Source organism: Rhizobium sp. PL01 (assembly GCF_033447125.1).
Classification (GTDB): domain Bacteria; phylum Pseudomonadota; class Alphaproteobacteria; order Rhizobiales; family Rhizobiaceae; genus Pararhizobium.
Genome location: NZ_JAWQUM010000014.1, coordinates 145697 through 164163, shown reverse-complemented (window position 1 = coordinate 164163; position 18467 = coordinate 145697). Strand labels below are relative to the sequence as shown.

Genomic DNA, 18467 nt, shown 5'->3' with positions numbered 1-18467 from the left:
ATGGCGCTGAAATCGAACTATTCCGGGAAGATCAATGTGGCCTCGGCAATACCGTCGTCATCCGGCCCCACCGGTGCGGCATCGAAAAGCCGGACAACGAGCCTTGCCGGCTTGCCGGTGATGATCGTGCCGCTGACCCGGTAATCTATCGGCTTGCTGATCAGTGTTGGGATCGCGAGGGTACCGCCGCCATCGCGGTCTCGAAAAATGTCGCGGACACCGGGACTGCCGGCAAACGCGGCGATGACGGTGCGCGGATAGTCATCGGCCAGCGGAACCACGCCGTCTATCGGCACGGCGATCCGGCGGGGACCGCTGGCTGCAGGTATCTCGTTGACGGCCATCTGGCCGATGGCGGTGCGGCGCTGATTGGACGTCGTGGTGACCAGCGTCGGATCCGGCTTGCCACCAGCGGCCGGAGGCCCGAAATCCGCCTTCGGCATCCAGGGTAGGTCCGCCTGCAGTGCCAGCGGTAAGGAGCCGGCATTGGTTGTGACGAAGCTGAAGCTTTCGAAGTCCCGGCCATAGGCCAGGCGCGGGACTGCGGCAAAGCCGGACAGTTTGGCATTGTGGGCGCCATATCCGTAAAATGATGCATAGGCTTCAGGTGTCGAGACGATCGCTTGCGCCGCCGTGTTGCGGAATGTTGTCGCTGCGAACGGCAGACCTTCATAGTGGATGAACATCGGGCCGCGCCCGTCGCTTGTCGCAGGAAGCAGCGGATGAAGTGCGGCTGGGATGGTCGGTTCTGCTTGGTCATTGCTTGCCTTCGGCGGCAAGGGCCATGTCAGTTCGGCGAGGCTCGCATGCGCCCAGGGGTCGGTTCCCGTCCCGGTATCGATCCGGCGGATGGCCACCGCAATCCCATTGAAATGGCTGGAAAACGCATCGATTTCTTCACCATCGATATTGGCCGCGATCTGGATCGGCAGCGGCGATGGTGCGTGATCGGGAATGAAGCGGCTGGAAGGGGTGGCCAGCTCCGCCATCGGCGCAAGCGACGCCCGGTAGCTTGCTCGGAAGAAGGGCAGAAGCTGTGCTGGTGTCACCGGGGTGATGCCGTCCGGCCAAACGCCGGGAAACGGAACTCTGACGAGGCAATCCGCGATGACATGGAAGCAGCTGGAAAACGGTTGCGAGTTCTTTGGATCGGCATCCGGCCGCAGCAAGCGCTCGGCAAAATAGTCGGTGCCGGTGGCTATGGTGATCAACTGCTGAACTGACGGGAGCCCCGTCTGTTTGTGCTCCTCGACAAACCGGAGCAAAGCCTTGGTGAATTCGCTTGCTGCATCGCGCCGCACGGCTTCGGCACCGTTGAATGGGCCATCAAGCAGAATGCGATAGGAGCGCCAGGCCGAAGCGAAGGACGCGGCGACTGCGTTCAGCAGCGCTGCATCGCCGGGGCGTCCGACGCTTTCTGCGTAGGCACCGGCAAACAGGGCCGGCAGCCCGGTTCGTGTTTTGCCGCCGTCTTCTGATTTTTCGGTCGCTTCGAGCAGTCGGATGATCGCCGTCTCGGCGCCTGCTTCATCCTGTAACCGCTGCTCGGCGTCCGCCAACGCCCGGCGCAGGATCGCCTGTCCATTGCCGTTGATGTCTCGCCGCAGCTTTTCATCGCGGGAGACAGCTGTGCCGCTGGCGAATGAGGCCAGGAGCAGGTTGAGAAGCTGGAGTTCAAGCGGTGTTTCCGGCCCGGTGGGCTGCAAGCCGTGAACCCGTTTCAGGCTTTCGCAGAACGCGGCGCGCACATCGGCATCGGCCATATCGGCTGCCGTACGCATTAGTGGGTTGTGTAGCGACAAAGTGTTGCGCAGAAGGCCGGTAAGTTTGGCAAAGGCATAGCTGTCTTCCGGCAATGCGAAGGTCCCGGCGAGATCTTTCTGATAACGCTCGAAAAGGTTGAGGATCAACGGCGCAAGGATATCGCCCATTGCCCTGCTGCCCGACACCGGTTTCATCAGGCCGATAATGATGGGGTCGAGTGCGGCACCGAGGCTGGCGACGGTCAACCATGCGGCGGCGGGCGCGAGGATGGTGAGGATGGGGGGCTTCTCGCTGCCGTAATGCCATTGAAACAAGGCCTCGAAGTCTGCGTCGTCCTTCGAACCTCCACCGGCGCCTGGCCCAGCGAGTGCCATGGCCGGTGCCATCAGTGAAGCGGCGCGTGCTTCGAACCATTGGGTAATGCGCCAGAGGCTTTCGGCTTCCGGATCGACTTTGAGATAGCCGTCAGCAGTCAGAAACCCGTTGATATCCTGCGGGATGATCGTAAAGGCGGTCGGCGCTTCGAGGGTTTCTGTCCGGCCGATCGTTTGGCCAAGGCCGCCGCCGGCGTCATAGGCGAAATCCCACAGCGCGCCTTGCTGCGTTCCGGTCAGTATGGGTGGCGGAACAGGTCCGGCGAAAGACGGCAGTACGACGTAAATCTTACCGTCGGCGATCCCCTCGATCTGCAGGATATGGGTGAGCCAAAGCCGGTGTGCCACCGGTGCGTTCCAGGCATGCGCGGCGCGCAGCCGGTAGGTGGCGGGTGCTGTGGTCGCCTCTATCGGTGTGTCTGCATCGACGGCATCGGGCGTCGTCCAGTAATGGCGTATAGGGGTTCCCGGCGGTGCCGACTTTTCGAGCCATACAGAAATATCCTCAGCGGCATCAGGCGCTTTGCTATCGGATATCTGTTGGGTGATGGTGCCGATGTAGTCGAGGGAGCAGATCGCCGGCACGTCCAGATTTGCGTGGTAAAGGTGGAACTGGACCTGTTGAGCGGCTACGGCGAATTGGGCGAACATGTCTCTCGCTGCGGTTTCATCCGTCTTGAGTTCATCCTGTTTCTGTTGAGCGCCGTTCGCCGCCGCAACAATGGCGCTGCAAGGGATATCGGTGCGGCATTCAAAGCCGAGATTGACGGCGAGGGTTTTCAAGGCCGGGTCGGCCGGATGAAATGTGTCTGGCTCGGCGTCAAAGAGGCAGTGGATGATGGAGGGCTTCAGCGTCATGACTAGTTGCTCGCCTTCTGAAGTTGCTCGACGGCCTGTTTGGCTTTGTCAATCTTCTCTTTGAGTTTGGCGTCGTTGACCTCGCCGCTGACGCCGCTGCTGACCGAAGTCTCCGATTTGCCGCCGCGAAGCGTGTAATTGACATTGGCGTGCGCGTTGATCGTGAAGAAGCGGGAGATGCGGATGCTGACTGCCAGACTGCCCTGGCCATCGACCTGTCCGTTGTCGCGGTAGCTCAGACGCAGCATCAGCGTGATGCCGACCGACACCATGCCGCAAACTTCCACCTGACCGGCAATGACCACCACCACCGCCAACGATAGCCCGCCGCCGGATTTTCCGATCATCTTGCGATAGGTCATGACGCCGGAAAGCGTGATGAACACCTGGCCGACAAAGGGACCGACCGCGAAGGCAAGGGCCGCTGAACCGCCGGCTCCTGCCTCGACGCTGACCATCAATTGGCTGTCGAACGGCCGGTATTCCGCGTCGATCTGGATATAGCCCGTGCCGCCGATGACGAAGATGGAGAAGATGAATGGCCGCTCGATGGTCGACAGGTTGAAGCGGTTGGCCAAAAGGAAGTCCGGAAAGGCGAGCAGCTTGAAGTGGTTCTCGATGCAAAGGTTGCAGACGCCGCTGGTGCCAGCATTGAACGTCATCGGCGGGACGACGAAATCATGTTCGATACCGACGGGGATATTGTCCTGCTTGACGATCTTCAGGCCGCCCGCCTCGTCCGGAAACAGCGTCGACAGGAAATCCTGGATGAACTTGAAGGCGGGGTTGAGACGGATGTTCTTCGGGTCGAATTCGACGTTGAGGCCCTTTTCACGGGTGAAATTCAGGCCGAACTGTTCGAACTTCACGATGGACTGGCCGCCGGCGATGAGATCGATCGTGGTCTCGATGCGGCTGAAGCCTGTTTGGCTGATCCTGTCCTCGTCTTTGGATGCTTCCAGCCTGACCCGCCCGGTCAGGTGCATGTCGACGAAGTCGACCAGAAAGACGCCGAGGGAGAAGAGTGTCCGGCGTCCACGGATCCGGGCGTCGATATCGATCTGCACCCAGGCACGGGCCTGGGCCTTGTCGAAATCATGGCTGACCCGCACGCCCTCGCAGAGCTCGGCCCCCATTGGCTGGCCCTGAAAAAGATGTTCAAGGTCCATCCCGGCAAAGTTCTTGAGTTTCAGGTCCTTCAGCTGAAGCCGGTCGGTGATCTTGTCGAACGGCATGTCGAGGCCGAGCGCCTTCAACTCGTCACCGAACCGGTTGAACAGGGCGCTCGCCTCGGTGGTGTCGATGATATCGGTGACATCGTCGAAACCGGAGCGGATTCGGTCGATATCGGCTTTCAACGCAGCGATCTCGGGTGCAGAGCTGACCGCCGAGTAAAGTTTGAGAAGATTGGATGGCAACGCCATGGCATCGCCATTGGTTAGCTGGCTGGCAGCGTCAAACACGCGGTCGCCATACATCCGCGCGGTTTCCACCGAGCGGGACAGATTGTTGTGCAGGCTGCGCAGCGAACAATCGAAGGCGTTGACGGCCGAGATGAGCGTATCCGCCTTGGAACTCAATTCCTCGAGCGACTGGGTGATGCTATCGACGAGCGGTGCATACTGCGCCTGAACAGCGTCCAGCTTGCCGCCGATATACGAACTGAAGCCCGTTGAAAATTGGGACAGATAGGCCTTCGCATCATCGACGCCTTCAACCACGGCCTGGCAGGCTGCGGTGACCTCTTCGAGAGCACCCAGCGTGTCAGCAGTAATCGTGCGGACAATCGTGACAACAGCGGTGCTTAATTCGGTCAACCGGTCGTGGATTGCCGTCAAGGCGCCGGGCCTTGTCGAAAGGTCTTCCTCTATGGGGGCGAGCAGCAGAACCAGTGCCGGCTTGATCGCTTTTTCGCCCACGACGGTTTCGAGAAGCTTCCCCGGTGCAAGCGCTTGCTGGGCCGCTTTGAACCCATTCTCGACGTCGGCGATGAAAGACCCGGCCGCTGCCATGGTGTCGTGCAGGTTTCCAGCAACGGCGGCAATCGCCAAGTTCAGGCGTTTGGCAGTTGACGCAACTAGGAAATCGACCGGTTGGGTCATCTTCAACAGGTCATCGTCGAGCCATTTCGATACCAGACCCACAGTTTTGGCAATATCGGGCCACAACGTGGAAAAAGCCGTCGCGATGGCATCGAAACCCTCATCGGAAAAGGCTTTTGCAATGAGCGCAATGTCGTCGGTTTTGTCGGAAAGCGTTTTGACGAGAGCCGACACTTCGGCGATCAGACCGGCGATGACGGCAGCAAAGTCGCCGACCGTTTCGTCCGTCAGTGCGTTTGCTTTGGCCAGTCGTGCGCGGATTTCCGTGATCCGTGACTTTGCATGATTGGCGGCCGTGAGCAGCGCGTCGAGCGCATTGATGGCATCGTCCCGCAGTTTTTGGCTGATGCCCGGCTCGGCTTTGATCTGTCCGTTGATCGTGGTGATGGTGGCTATGGTGACATCTAGCTGGCCTGTTCCTGCGTTCGCAGACAGGGCGTTGACCGCTTTGGTCAGTTGGTCGAACAGCAGGGACATGCTGTCCGCTACCGTTCCGGCACCTGCAAGCGTGCTTTGAGGGGTACCGGTAAGCTTGCGCAGTGATTTTGACAGGTGGCCACCGATCGCCTGGCCTGCGCCAGACAGTTCGGCGGCAAAGCGTTGGCGGGCCTCGTCCACGGCTGCCGCGATATCGCCGGCGATGTTGCTGACGCAGGCCTGTAGGCCGGAACAGAACGCGCGGCGCCGTTCCGCCGACCAAGGCTTTTCCCGGTCGTAACCGGCCGAGAACTGTTCGAGCCGCTGCCGGGCGCGGGCATGGATCGCTTCGATCTCCATATCGATACCGGCAAGGATGGATTTGGCTTTTTCGGCACTTTGCCCGGCATTGCCGACATCCTGAGACGCGTTAGCGAAGATTGGGCGCAGATGGGAAACAAGCAGGCCGGTCAGCCCCTCGATCGCCTGCGTCTTCGTCGTGAGCGGCTTTCCATCGATGACAAGCGCCGGCAAATTTCGGTCGATATCTGCCACCCAGTCGGAAATGGCGGTGGCAAGCAGCATCTCCTTGCGCCTGATCATCCCCGCCGCATCGGATTTCAGCCTCGCGCAGTGTCTTTCACCATCGCCCGGAGTTCCGGCGTACAGCTTGAGCTTGGCAAACACGCTCGCGCCACCGCCGGCGGCTAGCGGGATTTCCTTCTTGAGGGTTTCAACGAGACCGCCCAATGTCCACCGGCTATCGAGGACTTTCAGCGCGGCCTCGACTCCGGCACTGTCCTTGTTTCTGATCCGCTCGACCAGCTGGCCGATCGCGGCAGAGTAATCGGCGGTGGCTGGAAGGCCCCCGGTTCCATCGGCCTGCCAATACTCCAAAGCCTTGATCGCTCCCAGCTCCTCCACATCATCGCGCAGGATCCCGGCGTTTCCCGTCACGTCGGTCAAATCCTGCGGCAATGTCTTTTGTGCCGTGGCGGTGTGAACGGCGCGCATGAAGCTGACGCTGTCGAGCCCGACATAAACAGGCTTTCCAGCGCGGCGTGCATTGATCGTGGTCTTTTGGGCGGCAGGCGCCAGCCGCCAGGTGAAGCGCCGCACGCCAGGCAGGACGCGGCTTACCGCGCGGCGGCGATGGCCGGCGTTGGGCGAATCCACGGGCTTTGGATCGGCGCTGGCGGCAATTGCCATGGCAACGGGCATGTTGGCATAGTCGATATCGAGATACGGCCGCCAGGCATTGGTGTTGCTGGTCTCTGCTTTGAAATCGGAGAAGAAGAACAGGTTGTCGGTATCGAGGCATTCCTGAGAAACCACAGGATTGTCGCCGTCGCCCTCGGCCGTGCTGACAAAGGCAATGTCCGGCATCGGATAGACCTGAGGGCGCTCACGGGCGCTCATCATGTTCCACAGCGGAATTTTCCAGCCGAAGTCACCGACCTCGCTGCCCCACGCGCTGTCGACATTGATGATTTTGGAGTTGAAGCGCAGCCGCTCCAGGAAGCCGGCAGAACGTGGTGCTGCTTCCGCAAAATCCGGATAGCTGCGCTCTGGCTCCAGAAGTTCGATATACTCCCGGACCTTGCGCAGGATCGGCCGGCGCGAGCGGGTACGGTGCTCGTCCTCGTCAAACTTGGGCGCGAACTGCGCAGACGCGTTGACGGTGCGCTCGTAGACGACGACATGCTTGGCCCGGTGCCAGAAGGCGCCGATGCGGCCGAGCACTTCCACCTTCTGCCGCTCAACATGGCCGTTGCGGGTCTCGCTGATGATGGTGACGATGCCGCCGAGGAAGGCGGCGTTCTGCGTCGCATCGCCGCCGCTCGGCGATAGGGCGATGGCTTCGATCGTACCGCCGCTCGATTCAGGTCTCTCCAGCAGGTAGTTGAAAAGGTTTATTGATTCCACCGGCCACAGGGCGCCGCCGCTCAGACCCTGCGGATGGCTGCGCGGCGTGCTGCGATCCTGCCTGCTTGTCTCGTCCATATCTCCGGTGACCGGTGTGGGTCGGCCGACCCTTGGCCAAAGCCCATGATCATGAGGCTTTTCGAGCTTCGCCAAAGGCGGCCGATGAAGCGCTGTGCCGCGCAAAGCGTAGGTGACACCACCGGCAAACCGGGCCGGGGTGAAGTCGATGGTCGAGTCTGGATCGCGTGCCCAGATTTCCAGCCGTTCCGGCCGCCGGGCGACTGCGCGCGCTAGCGCATTCCACCGTGCCGTGAGGTCATTGACGGCATCGACATCCCGGGCCGGGCCAGTCATCCGGCCGGTCAATGCTTCAATCTCTGCGACACGCGCTTGGCGGGATATCGCATCTCCCTTTGAGACATCGATCCCGACCGAAAGTCCGTAGAGAAATTCGCCGCGCAGGAAGGCCAGCGCAGCACCCAGACCATATTCGCCGCGCTGGCGGAAAATGTCGTGGCTGCTGGATTCCGGCATGAAATAGCCGCGCTCGACATCGCTCGGGCGAATCCAGAATTCGGTTGACGGGGTCAGACGAAACTCCACCGCCCGGCGTTTCAGGCTGGCTTCTGATCCCTCGATATAGGGTCGCCACGCATCGGACGGGTCCTTCGTGTTGGGGCTGTTGAGGTCGTGGATTTCCAGACGGCGCGGTTTGTCGGCACTCTCGCCGACGGCTTGCGGCGGCAGGATGTAATGGTAGTGATCGGCAACCTTGCGGTATTGCCAAATCCGGTCGTCGCCGGAGTAATAGGCGACTGATGCCGAGCCGACATCGCCGAGGTCGCTGATGGGCCTATGGCTGTAGCGAAACAGCGAGAAGGGCTCCTGCGACAGCACGACATAGCTCTTTTCACCGGCGTCCGGCGCGCTTTCGTAGATATCGGCCTCAATCCACCGGTCCAGGGTTGGCGCGACGGTTTCGCTGACACTCAGCCAATACCGGTAGCCGGACGGACTGCCTTCTGTGCCGGTGGCGGCATTATGGGGGATGAGAAGCGGTGCTGGACGCCCCGACCGGTCCCCTCGTGAAACATCGACGCTGACCGGCTTGACGTCGGTGACGGCCAGAACGAGGTGGATCGAGGCGGCGATCCGGCCCGATGCCAGGCTGACGGGAGGAGCGCCATCGCCCATTGCTTCGCGTGTACCCGGGCCACCGGCGCGCAGGTAGGTTCGGGTCAGTTCGTCGGGTCGTGCCGGCAGCGATCCTTCGACCGGGCTCAGATCGAACCTTAACGACGAAAGCCGTCCGGACCATGCCTTGCGCGGTGGCAGGACTTCCACGACATAGGACGCAAAAAAGGGCTCGCCATCGGCGATTTCGTTGCTTCGCGCCGTCGTCCAGCTATCATCGCAGGACAGAACCAGATTGACTTTCGTGGAGGGCGTCTGTTCGTTGAAGAAGGTCAGGTTTGTGGCGATCAGCTTGAGCGTGTTGTCCCCAAGCCCTGCCGTGTCGTCCGAGCCCTGGATGAGGTCGCTCAGCCGGGCGAGTGAGAGCCGCAGGCGTGGCCGGATGAAGGGTGTTTCTGCTGCTCCTGTTCCCGGCGGCCGCCCCCAGGTAATCAGCCCGGTATCGGCCTCTGTCTTACTCCCGTTCTTGATGAAACCCGCATCGGAGAGCTGTTGAGGGTGAACCTGACGGTCTGCTCACCATCCGCCTGAAGGTCCGGAAGAATGGAGCGCGGTTGCCCGGCCTCGGCCGGCTTCAGCGCCTCGCGTGTTTGCCTGAACGTATGGGCCGCATGGCGTAACAGTCCGAAATCGAGGTCTCCGACAGTCGCCGGGCTACCGCCAAGATTTTCACCGGTTGGGATCTCGTTCTTCCAGTGAAAACTGAGATGTATTCTCGGCGACCAGCGTTGAGCGTCGTCGTTCCACATGTCCCGTCCGTGGAGGGGGGCGTGATCGGCTATGTCCCATGTCAGTTTGCAATCGACATACAGCGCATCGGCGGTCTTGATCCATCCGCCGGTTTCCTTCGAAAGCCGAAGGCTGAGGACATTGCCGCTCTTCTTGATATCGTCGGCGGAGCTTGGCGCGCCCTTACCTGCCGAGATGGCGATACGATAGATGAAGGCCGGTTTTCTCGCGTCGGATCCTTCTTTTACAAAGCGGAGGCTGCGTTCGGCGGTCGTGTCCCCGGTTTTCAGGGTTGGCCATTCGGCAGAAGAAGGATCGATCGAAAAGCCAAAGCGGCCGAGGATATCCTGCATGAACGGCCGGGCGTTTGCGGGCCAGAATTCTGCAGCATTGATCGTTGTTGATTTTTGCGCGCCGCCGTAAATGGCAAAACCGCCTTGGGAGGGGGTTCCACGAGCCGAAAATCCGAATGATCCGAGGGACGCTCCGCTCGGGTATTTGGCATCACTGAACACGAAGGAGGTCTTGGATACTGGCTTGACTGATGTGTCGACGGAATCGCCTTCAATCCAGCCGCCGACGAGCGTGGTAAAATTGAGAATCGTGTTGAAGGGGCTTTTTTTGCCGGGCTCGTAGACCGCGCAGAACGGAAACGCGCTCGGATCGACGTTACTGCCCGACAGCAGCGTCGAGCGCCGCACCGGCAAGGGCAAATGCAGGTTCACGCAATAACGCGGGCCATGGCGTCGGCCGACATCCAGCCCGGAGAAGACCTTGTGGCCGGGTGCATAGGAGCAGGACCGGACCAGCGGCCACCGCAGATCGAGCGCTGCTTCCTGTTTCGGATCGGCCGCCCTGTATTGGTCGATCAGAAATGCCCCACGAAATGCCAGCCAGTCAGTGTTGGCGGTGTATTTTCCGGCATCGATCCAGATCGCATTGTCTTCGTCGGGTTTGAACTGAGCAACGGCGTCTTCAACGGTGAAATCGAACAGGGTGTGCTCGACTTTCGGGAGTGGGCTCGACGGCAAAAAATTTTCGCGCGGAGTCCAGCGCAGCACAGGCCGGAAGGTTCCTGCTGTTTCCTTTTCGAGGTAGTGGATTTCGACGACGCCGTCGCGCGTATTGTCGGACAGCTTGCCGATGTCCGGATGCGGTGGCCAGTGAAAATTGCCATAGAGCCGAAAAGCCAGAACCATTTTGCATCTCCCCCGGAAAGCAAAGGCATGTGATTTAGGGCTTATTAACTCACATTCGTTTTTCAACGTAAAGTATGTGTTGCAAATAAATTTAAACTTAAAAGTTGAATTTTGGTGTGGCCGGTTGCGCGGCGGCGACCCACCGTTGCATGGAGGATTTCGTTGATCGCGGGGTGAAGGAACCTATGGTGTTGCCCAAACTCCGTGCCATCGGATCTTGATCCATTCATTGGTTAGGGTGGACGCAAAGTGACACGAATTGGCCATATTACTGTGACAGCGACGATGCACGAGAATGCGGGTTCTGCGTTGCTTCTGTTGCCGATGGGCGACTGGCCGCAAGTTGCGTTCGTGATCTCACAAATGTGAACGGCGGGCAGGGACCTGCAAGTATAGTTTACGTTTGTTAACCGTGTTCGTGATAGCTCTGCGTTTTGCGTAGCAGCATTGGATGGTAGGAATTATGTCGAAAAAACCCGGAATTGATGCACTTTCGCGTCGTGGCTTCCTTGCTTCGGCGGCGGCTTTCGGCGCTGCAACATTCGCCGGCGGCGCATTTGCGCAGGACGCGCTCGACGAAATCATCAATGCACCGCGCCGCGGCGCCTGGGACGATCAGTTCGACGCCAAGGCTTCGCGTAGCGCAACGGCCGTCGTATCCAACACGCCGATCTTTGGCATGGACACGCTTGCCAATACCCAGAACGCCGTTGGCCAGTACCAGCAGATCGTTTCGGCCGGCGGCTGGCCGCAGGTCAATTCGTCGGTTCGCTTGGAAATGGGCGTCTCCGATCCGTCGGTGCAGGCGCTCCGCCAGCGCCTGATCATTTCGGGTGACCTTCCGCGCTCGGCCGGTATCTCCAATTCTTTCGACAGCTATGTCGATGGCGCGGTCAAGCGCTTCCAGGCCCGTCACGGCCTTCCGGCCGACGGCGTGCTTGGCGAATATTCGGTCAAGGCACTGAACATTGCTGCGGATGTGCGCCTCGGTCAGTTGAACACCAACATCGTGCGCCTGCAGTCGATGTCGGGCGATCTTGGCGAGCGCTATGTGCTGGTCAATATTCCGGCAGCCTATATCGAGGCCGTTGAAAATGGCCGCGTCGCGACACGTCACACGGCCGTTGTTGGCCGTATCAGCCGCCAGACGCACATTATCAACTCGAAGATCTACGAGGTTATCCTCAATCCGTATTGGACATCTCCGCGCTCGATCGTCGAGAAGGACATCGTTCCTTTGATGCGCAAGGATCCGGAATATCTGAAGAAGAATTCCATCCGCCTGATCGACGGCAAGGGCAACGAGGTTTCTCCGGAAACGATCGACTGGAATGCCGAGAAGGCACCGAACCTGACGTTCCGCCAGGATCCGGGCAAGACCAACGCCATGGCTTCGACGAAGATCAACTTCCACAACCCGAACAACGAATACATGCACGACACGCCGCAGCAGGGCCTGTTCAACAAGCTCGCCCGTTTCGAATCGTCCGGCTGCGTACGCGTCCAGAACGTGCGCGACCTGACAACCTGGCTGCTGCGTGACACGCCCGGCTGGTCGCGTCAGCAGATCGAGGCGACGATCCGTGCCGGCCAGAACTCGCCCATCAAGCTGGCAGTCGAAGTTCCAGTCTATTTCAAGTACATTACAGCCTGGGCTGCCACCGACGGCATCGTACAGTTCCGCGACGACATCTACGAGATGGACGGCGAGCAGGAATTGGCGCTGCAGACCACCACCGGTGTCGAGCAAGCCGCCGGTTCGGTCGAGCGCGACAACCTGCCGCAATAAGTCCGCCAGCATTTTCTCAGCGAAGGCCGCCCAAAGGCGGCCTTTTTCGTTTCCGATCGCTGTCGTATCTGAGGCGCGGCAAATGGGGGAAATGGCGCAAATCGCACAGCCCGTATTGCCCTTGCCATGCGAGGACGGTAAACACCGTGCCACCGCCTCTTAAGGAGCTTTGAGAATGAGCGCTTCCCTCGTCAACCCCGATGTTTTCTTCACCCGTACGCTTGCCGATACCGACCCGGAGATTTTCGGTGCGATTGGCAAGGAGCTGGGCCGCCAGCGCCACGAGATCGAATTGATCGCCTCTGAAAACATCGTCTCGCGCGCCGTTCTGGAAGCGCAGGGCTCGATCATGACGAACAAGTATGCCGAAGGCTATCCGGGCAAGCGCTATTACGGCGGCTGCCAGTTCGTCGACATCGCTGAAGAACTGGCCATAGAGCGCGCCAAGAAGCTGTTTGGCGTCAACTTCGCCAACGTTCAGCCGAACTCCGGCTCGCAGATGAACCAGGCCGTGTTCCTGGCGCTGCTGCAGCCCGGCGACACGTTCATGGGGCTCGACCTCAATTCGGGCGGTCACCTGACGCACGGTTCGCCGGTCAACATGTCCGGCAAGTGGTTCAACGTCGTTTCCTACGGCGTACGCGAAGGCGACAACCTGCTCGACATGGACGCGGTTGCCGAAAAGGCCCGCACGCACAAGCCGAAGCTGATCATCGCCGGCGGCACGGCATACTCCCGTATCTGGGACTGGAAGCGTTTCCGCGAGATCGCCGACGAAGTCGGTGCTTACCTGATGGTCGACATGGCCCACATTGCCGGTCTCGTTGCTGGTAACCAGCATCCGTCGCCGTTCCCGCATTGCCATGTTGCGACCACCACGACGCACAAGTCGCTGCGCGGCCCGCGCGGCGGTGTCATCCTCACCAATGACGAGGATCTGGCAAAGAAGTTCAATTCGGCCGTTTTCCCCGGTCTTCAGGGCGGTCCCCTGATGCACATCATCGCCGCCAAGGCCGTTGCCTTCGGTGAGGCGCTGCAGCCTGAGTTCCAGGACTATGCGGCACAGGTCGTCAAGAACGCCAAGGCATTGTCCGAAACGCTGGTTGCCGGTGGTCTCGACATCGTTTCCGGCGGCACCGACAACCATCTGATGCTGGTCGACCTTCGCAAGAAGAACGCCACCGGCAAGCGGGCGGAAGCAGCGCTTGGCCGCGGCTACATCACCTGCAACAAGAACGGTATCCCGTTCGATCCGGAAAAGCCGTTTGTCACCTCCGGTGTTCGCCTCGGCACACCGGCCGGCACGACGCGCGGCTTCAAGGAAGCTGACTTCCGCGAAATCGGCAACCTGATCGTCGACGTGCTCGATGGCCTGAAGGTCGCCAATTCCGACGAGGGCAATGCTGCTGTTGAGGCCGGTGTGCGTGAAAAGGTGGTCAAGTTGACCGACCGTTTCCCGATGTACCCGTACCTGTAATACCAAGCCTCTCATCAAGGAGCCGGAATGCGCTGCCCCTATTGCGGATCGGAAGACAGCCAGGTGAAGGATAGCCGTCCTGCAGAGGACGGCGCCGCCATCCGCCGCCGGCGCATCTGCCCGGATTGCGGCGGCCGCTTCACGACCTTCGAAAGGGTGCAGCTCAGAGAGCTGATGATCCTGAAGAAGACCGGCCGCAAGGCGCCGTTCGACCGCGACAAGCTGTTGCGGTCGTTCGAGATCGCGCTGCGCAAGCGGCCGATCGATCGCGACCGGATCGAACGTGCGGTGTCGGGCATCGTCCGGCGGCTGGAAAGCTCCGGCGAAACGGAAATTCCGTCGGAGGAAATCGGCTTGCAGGTGCTTGAGGCTTTGAAAAGTCTCGATGACGTTGCCTTTGTCCGCTATGCCTCGGTCTATCGCGATTTCTCCCACGCGGATGATTTCGAGAAGGTAATCGCCGAGATCAGCGCCAAGATCGCGCGCGACCCCGGCGCTTGATGGATGCCAAGACCTGCGCCGCCCGATAGGGCGGCGTTTGACGTTTGCAAGGTGAGGGATGGGCATCGATATGGCGCAAATGGCGGAAGACGAGCGGTTTATGGCTGAGGCGCTGCGCCTCGCACACCAGCATCTCGGGGCTACCGGCTCCAACCCGTCCGTCGGCTGCGTCATCGTTCGCAATGATGGCGATGGCCCGAAAATCGTCGGCAGTGCCGTCACGGCAAAGAGCGGCAGGCCGCATGCGGAAACGCAGGCCTTGGCCGCCGCCGGAGAGGCCGCGCGTGGCGCTACGGCTTATGTGACGCTCGAACCCTGTTCCCACCACGGCAAGACGCCGCCCTGCGCGAGCGCGCTGATCGCAGCCGGTATTGCCCGTGTCGTCGTCGCTGTGGTCGATCCGGATAAGCGCGTTTCGGGACATGGGCTGGAAATGCTGCGTGATGCCGGCATCGAGGTCGTCACCGGTGTGCTGGAAGAAGAGGGGGAGCGCGAGCTTGAGGGGTACCTCATGCGTAAGCGCAACAACCGGCCGTATGTGACTCTGAAGCTTGCCGTTTCCGCCGATGGCATGATTGGCATCAAAGGGCAGGGGCAGGTGAGCATCACCGGCGCGCCGGCGCGGGACATCGTCCATCGGCTGCGGGCTGAGACCGATGCTATCCTTGTCGGCATCGGTACGGCGATTGCCGACGATCCGGAATTGACCGCCCGCATCCCCGGACTTGAGCATCGCTCGCCGTTGCGCATCGTCATCGACGGTGATCTCAATCTGCCAGTCACCTCGAAGCTGGCACAGACGGCGCGTGCCGTTCCGGTCCTGATCGTGACCGGTGAGACTGATGGTTCGATTGCCTTTTTAGGGCGCCAGCATGCGCTGGAGGCGGCCGGTGTCGAGGTCGTGGTCTGCGACCAGAAGGCGCCGGCCGATTTGCTGGCGGCTCTGGCAACGCGCGGGGTGTCCTCGCTTCTGGTCGAAGGCGGCGCACGCACGGCACAGCAATTTCTCAATGACGGTTTGGTCGACCGGATTCTTCTGTTTACTGCGCCGCTCACTCTTGGCGAGGAGGGGGTGCCATCCCCACTTGACCGGAAGCTGATTCCGGTGGGATTCGTCCATCGGCGAACAGACACATTTGGCGACGACCTTCTCGACACCTACGAATACGAAAGAACCCATTGATGTTCACCGGCATTATCACCGATATCGGCACCGTCGAAACCATCACGCCCCTCGACGAGGGCATCAAGCTGCGCATCGCAACCGCTTACGATCCCAAAGGTATCGACATCGGCGCCTCGATTGCATGTTCCGGCGTCTGCCTGACGGTCACGACCCTGCCAGAAGAGGGCGCCAACGGCCGGTGGTTCGAGGTCGAGGCCTGGGAAGAGGCGTTGCGGCTGACGACGATTTCGTCGTGGACGGCCAGCCAGAAGATCAATCTGGAACGCTCGCTGAAGATCGGTGATGAACTGGGCGGCCATCTGGTCTCCGGCCACGTCGACGGCAAGGCAGAAATCCTCTCCGTCGAGGCAGAAGGTGAGGCGACCCGTTTTCGCCTGCGCGCGCCGGAACATCTGGCAAAATTCGTGGCCCCGAAGGGCTCCATCGCTCTGGATGGCACATCCCTGACGGTCAATGCCGTCAATGGTACGGATTTCGATGTGCTTTTGATCCGTCATTCGCTTGACGTGACGACCTGGGGACAGCGCAAGGCGGGTGATTTCGTCAATTTCGAAGTCGACACGATGGCGCGCTACGCTGCCAGGCTGGCAGAGTTTCCGGTAGCGAAGGCCGAGTAGTTTCCAGAAACCATCCCCATTCGTCGTCGCGCGATCCGCTCCGGATGACCGGGAGCGGATCGATGTACACGCCGACACTGTTTTGCCGCTGAGACAGCGTTACGGACACGTCAGCGCTCCAGCAAAATCACATTCGCCCCATGATAGGTTGTGCGGCCGGTTTCCTTGAACTGCAGTTTGGAGGCTACCCTCAGCGAAGCGAGGTTGCCGATGTCGATGATGCAGGTCTTCTTCATTGACGGAAATTGCTGATCGCCCCATTTCAAGGCCGCCGAGACAGCCTCTGTCGCGAGACCCTGGCCATGCGAGCGGGGCGAGAGCGCCCAGCCGGTTTCCATCGTGCCTTCGACCGAAGGGGTGATGCCACGGTGCAGATCGTGAAAGCCGGCTTCGCCGATGAACTGGCCGGTTTCGCGATCCTGCAAGACCAGAAAGCCGAAGCCGAAATGGTGCCACATGCCGATCTGGCGCAGGAAACGCGTCCAGGCCTGTTCGCGCGAAAACGGGATGCCGCCGACGAAGCGGGTGACTTCAGGATCGGCAAAAAGCGCGGCATAGGCGGTAAAGTCGTCGCGGCGATAGGGGCGCAGGATCAGACGTTCGGTTTCGATGGTGGGAACACTGTGCATGGGCTGTTCAGTCCGTTTAAAATGATGATTGCGGTATTCGATCAGATTCCCGGCTCGCCGTCCCAATAATCGACGGCACTGTCTTGCCGGCCGAGGAAGCGGAAGACAGGCTTGCCGCCCGGGGTGGCCCGCGACTTGGCGAGGAACTTGCCCGAATCCGGGTATTCGCAGATTTCGGCCTTCGCATTGGCCGAAATGGAAAGATAGGTGAGGGGGACGGTTCCGGTATTGATCAGATGGTGCGCGGTCTCCGGTCCACCGGCGGGAGCGCCGAGCACGTCGCCGGGCTTTACCGGGTAACGATCCGGGCCGAAGCGATATTCACCTTCACCGCTGATGATGATGAACAGCTCTTCTTCGATATGGTGATTGTGGAACGGGCAGCCTGATTTCCCCGGGGGCAGTTCGCTATAGCCAATGCCGAGGTCCGTCAGGCCAAGATCTTCGCCGAAAGACGCATCGCGGGATTCGAAGAATGTGCCTTCCTGCCAATGTTCCAGTTCAAGTTCGGCGGGATTGATGATAGGTTTTGATGGCCGTGTCATGTTTTTCTCCTCTTGGGGCAAACTTGTACAGAGGTGCCATCGGATTGAAAAGATGGTGGCAATTTCAGGTGTTCCGCATGTAGCGATGGTCAAACGTCCCGCCAAATCCAGACCTGCAGCGAAAAATGCTTGCCAACGGGGCTAGAGCGTGGTTTGACCGCCGCCTGCGCTGGAGATGTCCGGCCCCCAATTTCAGACAGGTGACTAATGTCCGATACCGAAAAACCACATATTCTGATTGTGGAAGCGCGTTTCTATGACGATATGGCTGACGCCTTGCTCGATGGTGCCACATCGGCGCTCAAGGATGCCGGTGTAACCTACGACGTCGTGACCGTTCCTGGCGCGCTGGAAATCCCAGCGGCGATCGCCATGGCGCTCGACGGCATCGACAATGGCGCCACCGAGTATGACGGTTTCGTCGCACTCGGCATGGTCATTCGCGGCGAAACGTACCACTTCGACATCGTCTCGAACGAATCTTCGCGCGCGCTGATGGATCTTGCTGTCAGTGAGAGCCTTGCAATCGGCAACGGCATCCTGACCGTCGAAAACGACGCGCAGGCTTGGGCCCGTGCGAAAAAGAGCGAAGGCGACAAGGGCGGCTTCGCAGCCCGCGCTGCGCTGACCATGATTGACCTGAAGGTCAAGCTGGGCGGCGAACAGTGAGCGATATTCCTACCAATCCGCCGGGCGACCAGCCGATCAAGCAGGCAAACCAGCGCGGTGCAGCCCGTCTTGCCGCCGTTCAGGCGCTCTACCAGATGGATGTCGGCGGCACTGGCGTGCTCGAGATCGTCGCAGAATACGAAACCCACCGGCTCGGCCAGGAAATTGACGGCGATACCTACCTGAAGGCGGATGCCTCGTGGTTTCGCTCGATCGTTGCCGGCGTCGTACGCGATCAGCGTTTGCTCGATCCGCTGATCGGCACTGCGCTTCAGGACGACTGGGCGCTGTCGCGTCTCGATTCGACCGTTCGCGCCATCCTGCGCGCCGGCACGTTCGAGCTGCGCGAACGCAAGGACGTCCCGGTTGCGGTCATCGTGACCGAATATGTCGAGATCGCCAAGGCCTTCTTCGAACAGGACGAACCGAAGCTCGTCAATGCCGTGCTCGACCGGATCGCCCGCACTATCAGAACCGACGTCAAGAAGTAA

The 18467-nt window shown here is 60.4% G+C and carries 12 protein-coding genes; 7 read left to right on the top strand and 5 right to left on the bottom strand.

What is annotated here, in order from left to right:
* Window positions 1–17 precede the first annotated feature (17 nt).
* From R6X40_RS27545 to R6X40_RS27535, 3 genes are all read right to left on the bottom strand, one after another.
* Window positions 18–2996, bottom strand: a complete 2979-nt coding sequence (locus R6X40_RS27545) for a hypothetical protein (RefSeq protein WP_318417889.1) — start codon at window positions 2994–2996, stop codon at window positions 18–20.
* Between the two features lie 2 nt (window positions 2997–2998).
* Entirely contained in the window at window positions 2999–8785 is a 5787-nt protein-coding gene (locus tag R6X40_RS27540) for a hypothetical protein (RefSeq protein WP_318417888.1), read from the bottom strand.
* 281 nt (window positions 8786–9066) lie between these two features.
* Window positions 9067–10563 carry a hypothetical protein gene (locus tag R6X40_RS27535; RefSeq protein WP_318417886.1) on the bottom strand — a complete coding sequence of 499 codons (1497 nt, stop codon included), beginning with the start codon at window positions 10561–10563 and terminating at the stop codon, window positions 9067–9069.
* A gap of 463 nt (window positions 10564–11026) precedes the next feature.
* Between R6X40_RS27535 and R6X40_RS27530 the strand changes: the two genes are divergently transcribed.
* The 5 genes from R6X40_RS27530 (at window position 11027) to R6X40_RS27510 (ending at window position 16133) form a co-directional block, all read left to right on the top strand.
* Window positions 11027–12352: a L,D-transpeptidase family protein gene (locus R6X40_RS27530; protein ID WP_318417884.1), complete on the top strand. Its 1326-nt coding sequence runs from the start codon at window positions 11027–11029 to the stop codon at window positions 12350–12352.
* 175 nt (window positions 12353–12527) lie between these two features.
* On the top strand, window positions 12528–13829 hold the full coding sequence (gene glyA, locus R6X40_RS27525) for a serine hydroxymethyltransferase (RefSeq protein ID WP_318417883.1): 1302 nt from the start codon (window positions 12528–12530) through the stop codon (window positions 13827–13829).
* Window positions 13830–13856: 27 nt separating this feature from the next.
* Complete coding sequence (nrdR, locus tag R6X40_RS27520; RefSeq protein ID WP_318417881.1) at window positions 13857–14330, top strand: transcriptional regulator NrdR; 474 nt, start codon at window positions 13857–13859, stop codon at window positions 14328–14330.
* Window positions 14331–14400: 70 nt separating this feature from the next.
* Window positions 14401–15513 (top strand): bifunctional diaminohydroxyphosphoribosylaminopyrimidine deaminase/5-amino-6-(5-phosphoribosylamino)uracil reductase RibD, encoded by a 1113-nt coding sequence (ribD, locus tag R6X40_RS27515; protein WP_318417956.1) that lies wholly within the window; start codon window positions 14401–14403, stop codon window positions 15511–15513.
* Window positions 15513–16133 carry a riboflavin synthase gene (locus tag R6X40_RS27510; RefSeq protein ID WP_318417880.1) on the top strand — a complete coding sequence of 207 codons (621 nt, stop codon included), beginning with the start codon at window positions 15513–15515 and terminating at the stop codon, window positions 16131–16133. Before ribD ends, R6X40_RS27510 begins: the two co-directional genes overlap by 1 nt.
* A gap of 110 nt (window positions 16134–16243) precedes the next feature.
* On the opposite strand, the gene R6X40_RS27505 is transcribed toward R6X40_RS27510, so the two are convergent.
* Both R6X40_RS27505 and R6X40_RS27500 read right to left on the bottom strand, forming a co-directional pair.
* On the bottom strand, window positions 16244–16762 hold the full coding sequence (locus R6X40_RS27505; protein WP_318417879.1) for a GNAT family N-acetyltransferase: 519 nt from the start codon (window positions 16760–16762) through the stop codon (window positions 16244–16246).
* A 41-nt stretch (window positions 16763–16803) separates the two neighbouring features.
* The gene (locus R6X40_RS27500; protein ID WP_318417877.1) at window positions 16804–17307 is read right to left on the bottom strand and encodes a cupin domain-containing protein; all 504 of its coding nucleotides are present in this window, start codon (window positions 17305–17307) and stop codon (window positions 16804–16806) included.
* Between the two features lie 207 nt (window positions 17308–17514).
* Between R6X40_RS27500 and ribH the strand changes: the two genes are divergently transcribed.
* Together ribH and nusB are read left to right on the top strand one after the other, a co-directional pair.
* A complete protein-coding gene (gene ribH / locus R6X40_RS27495) occupies window positions 17515–17976 on the top strand; it encodes a 6,7-dimethyl-8-ribityllumazine synthase (RefSeq protein WP_318417876.1) in 462 nt (153 codons plus the stop codon).
* Window positions 17977–17981: 5 nt separating this feature from the next.
* The gene (gene nusB, locus R6X40_RS27490) at window positions 17982–18467 is read left to right on the top strand and encodes a transcription antitermination factor NusB (protein WP_318417954.1); all 486 of its coding nucleotides are present in this window, start codon (window positions 17982–17984) and stop codon (window positions 18465–18467) included.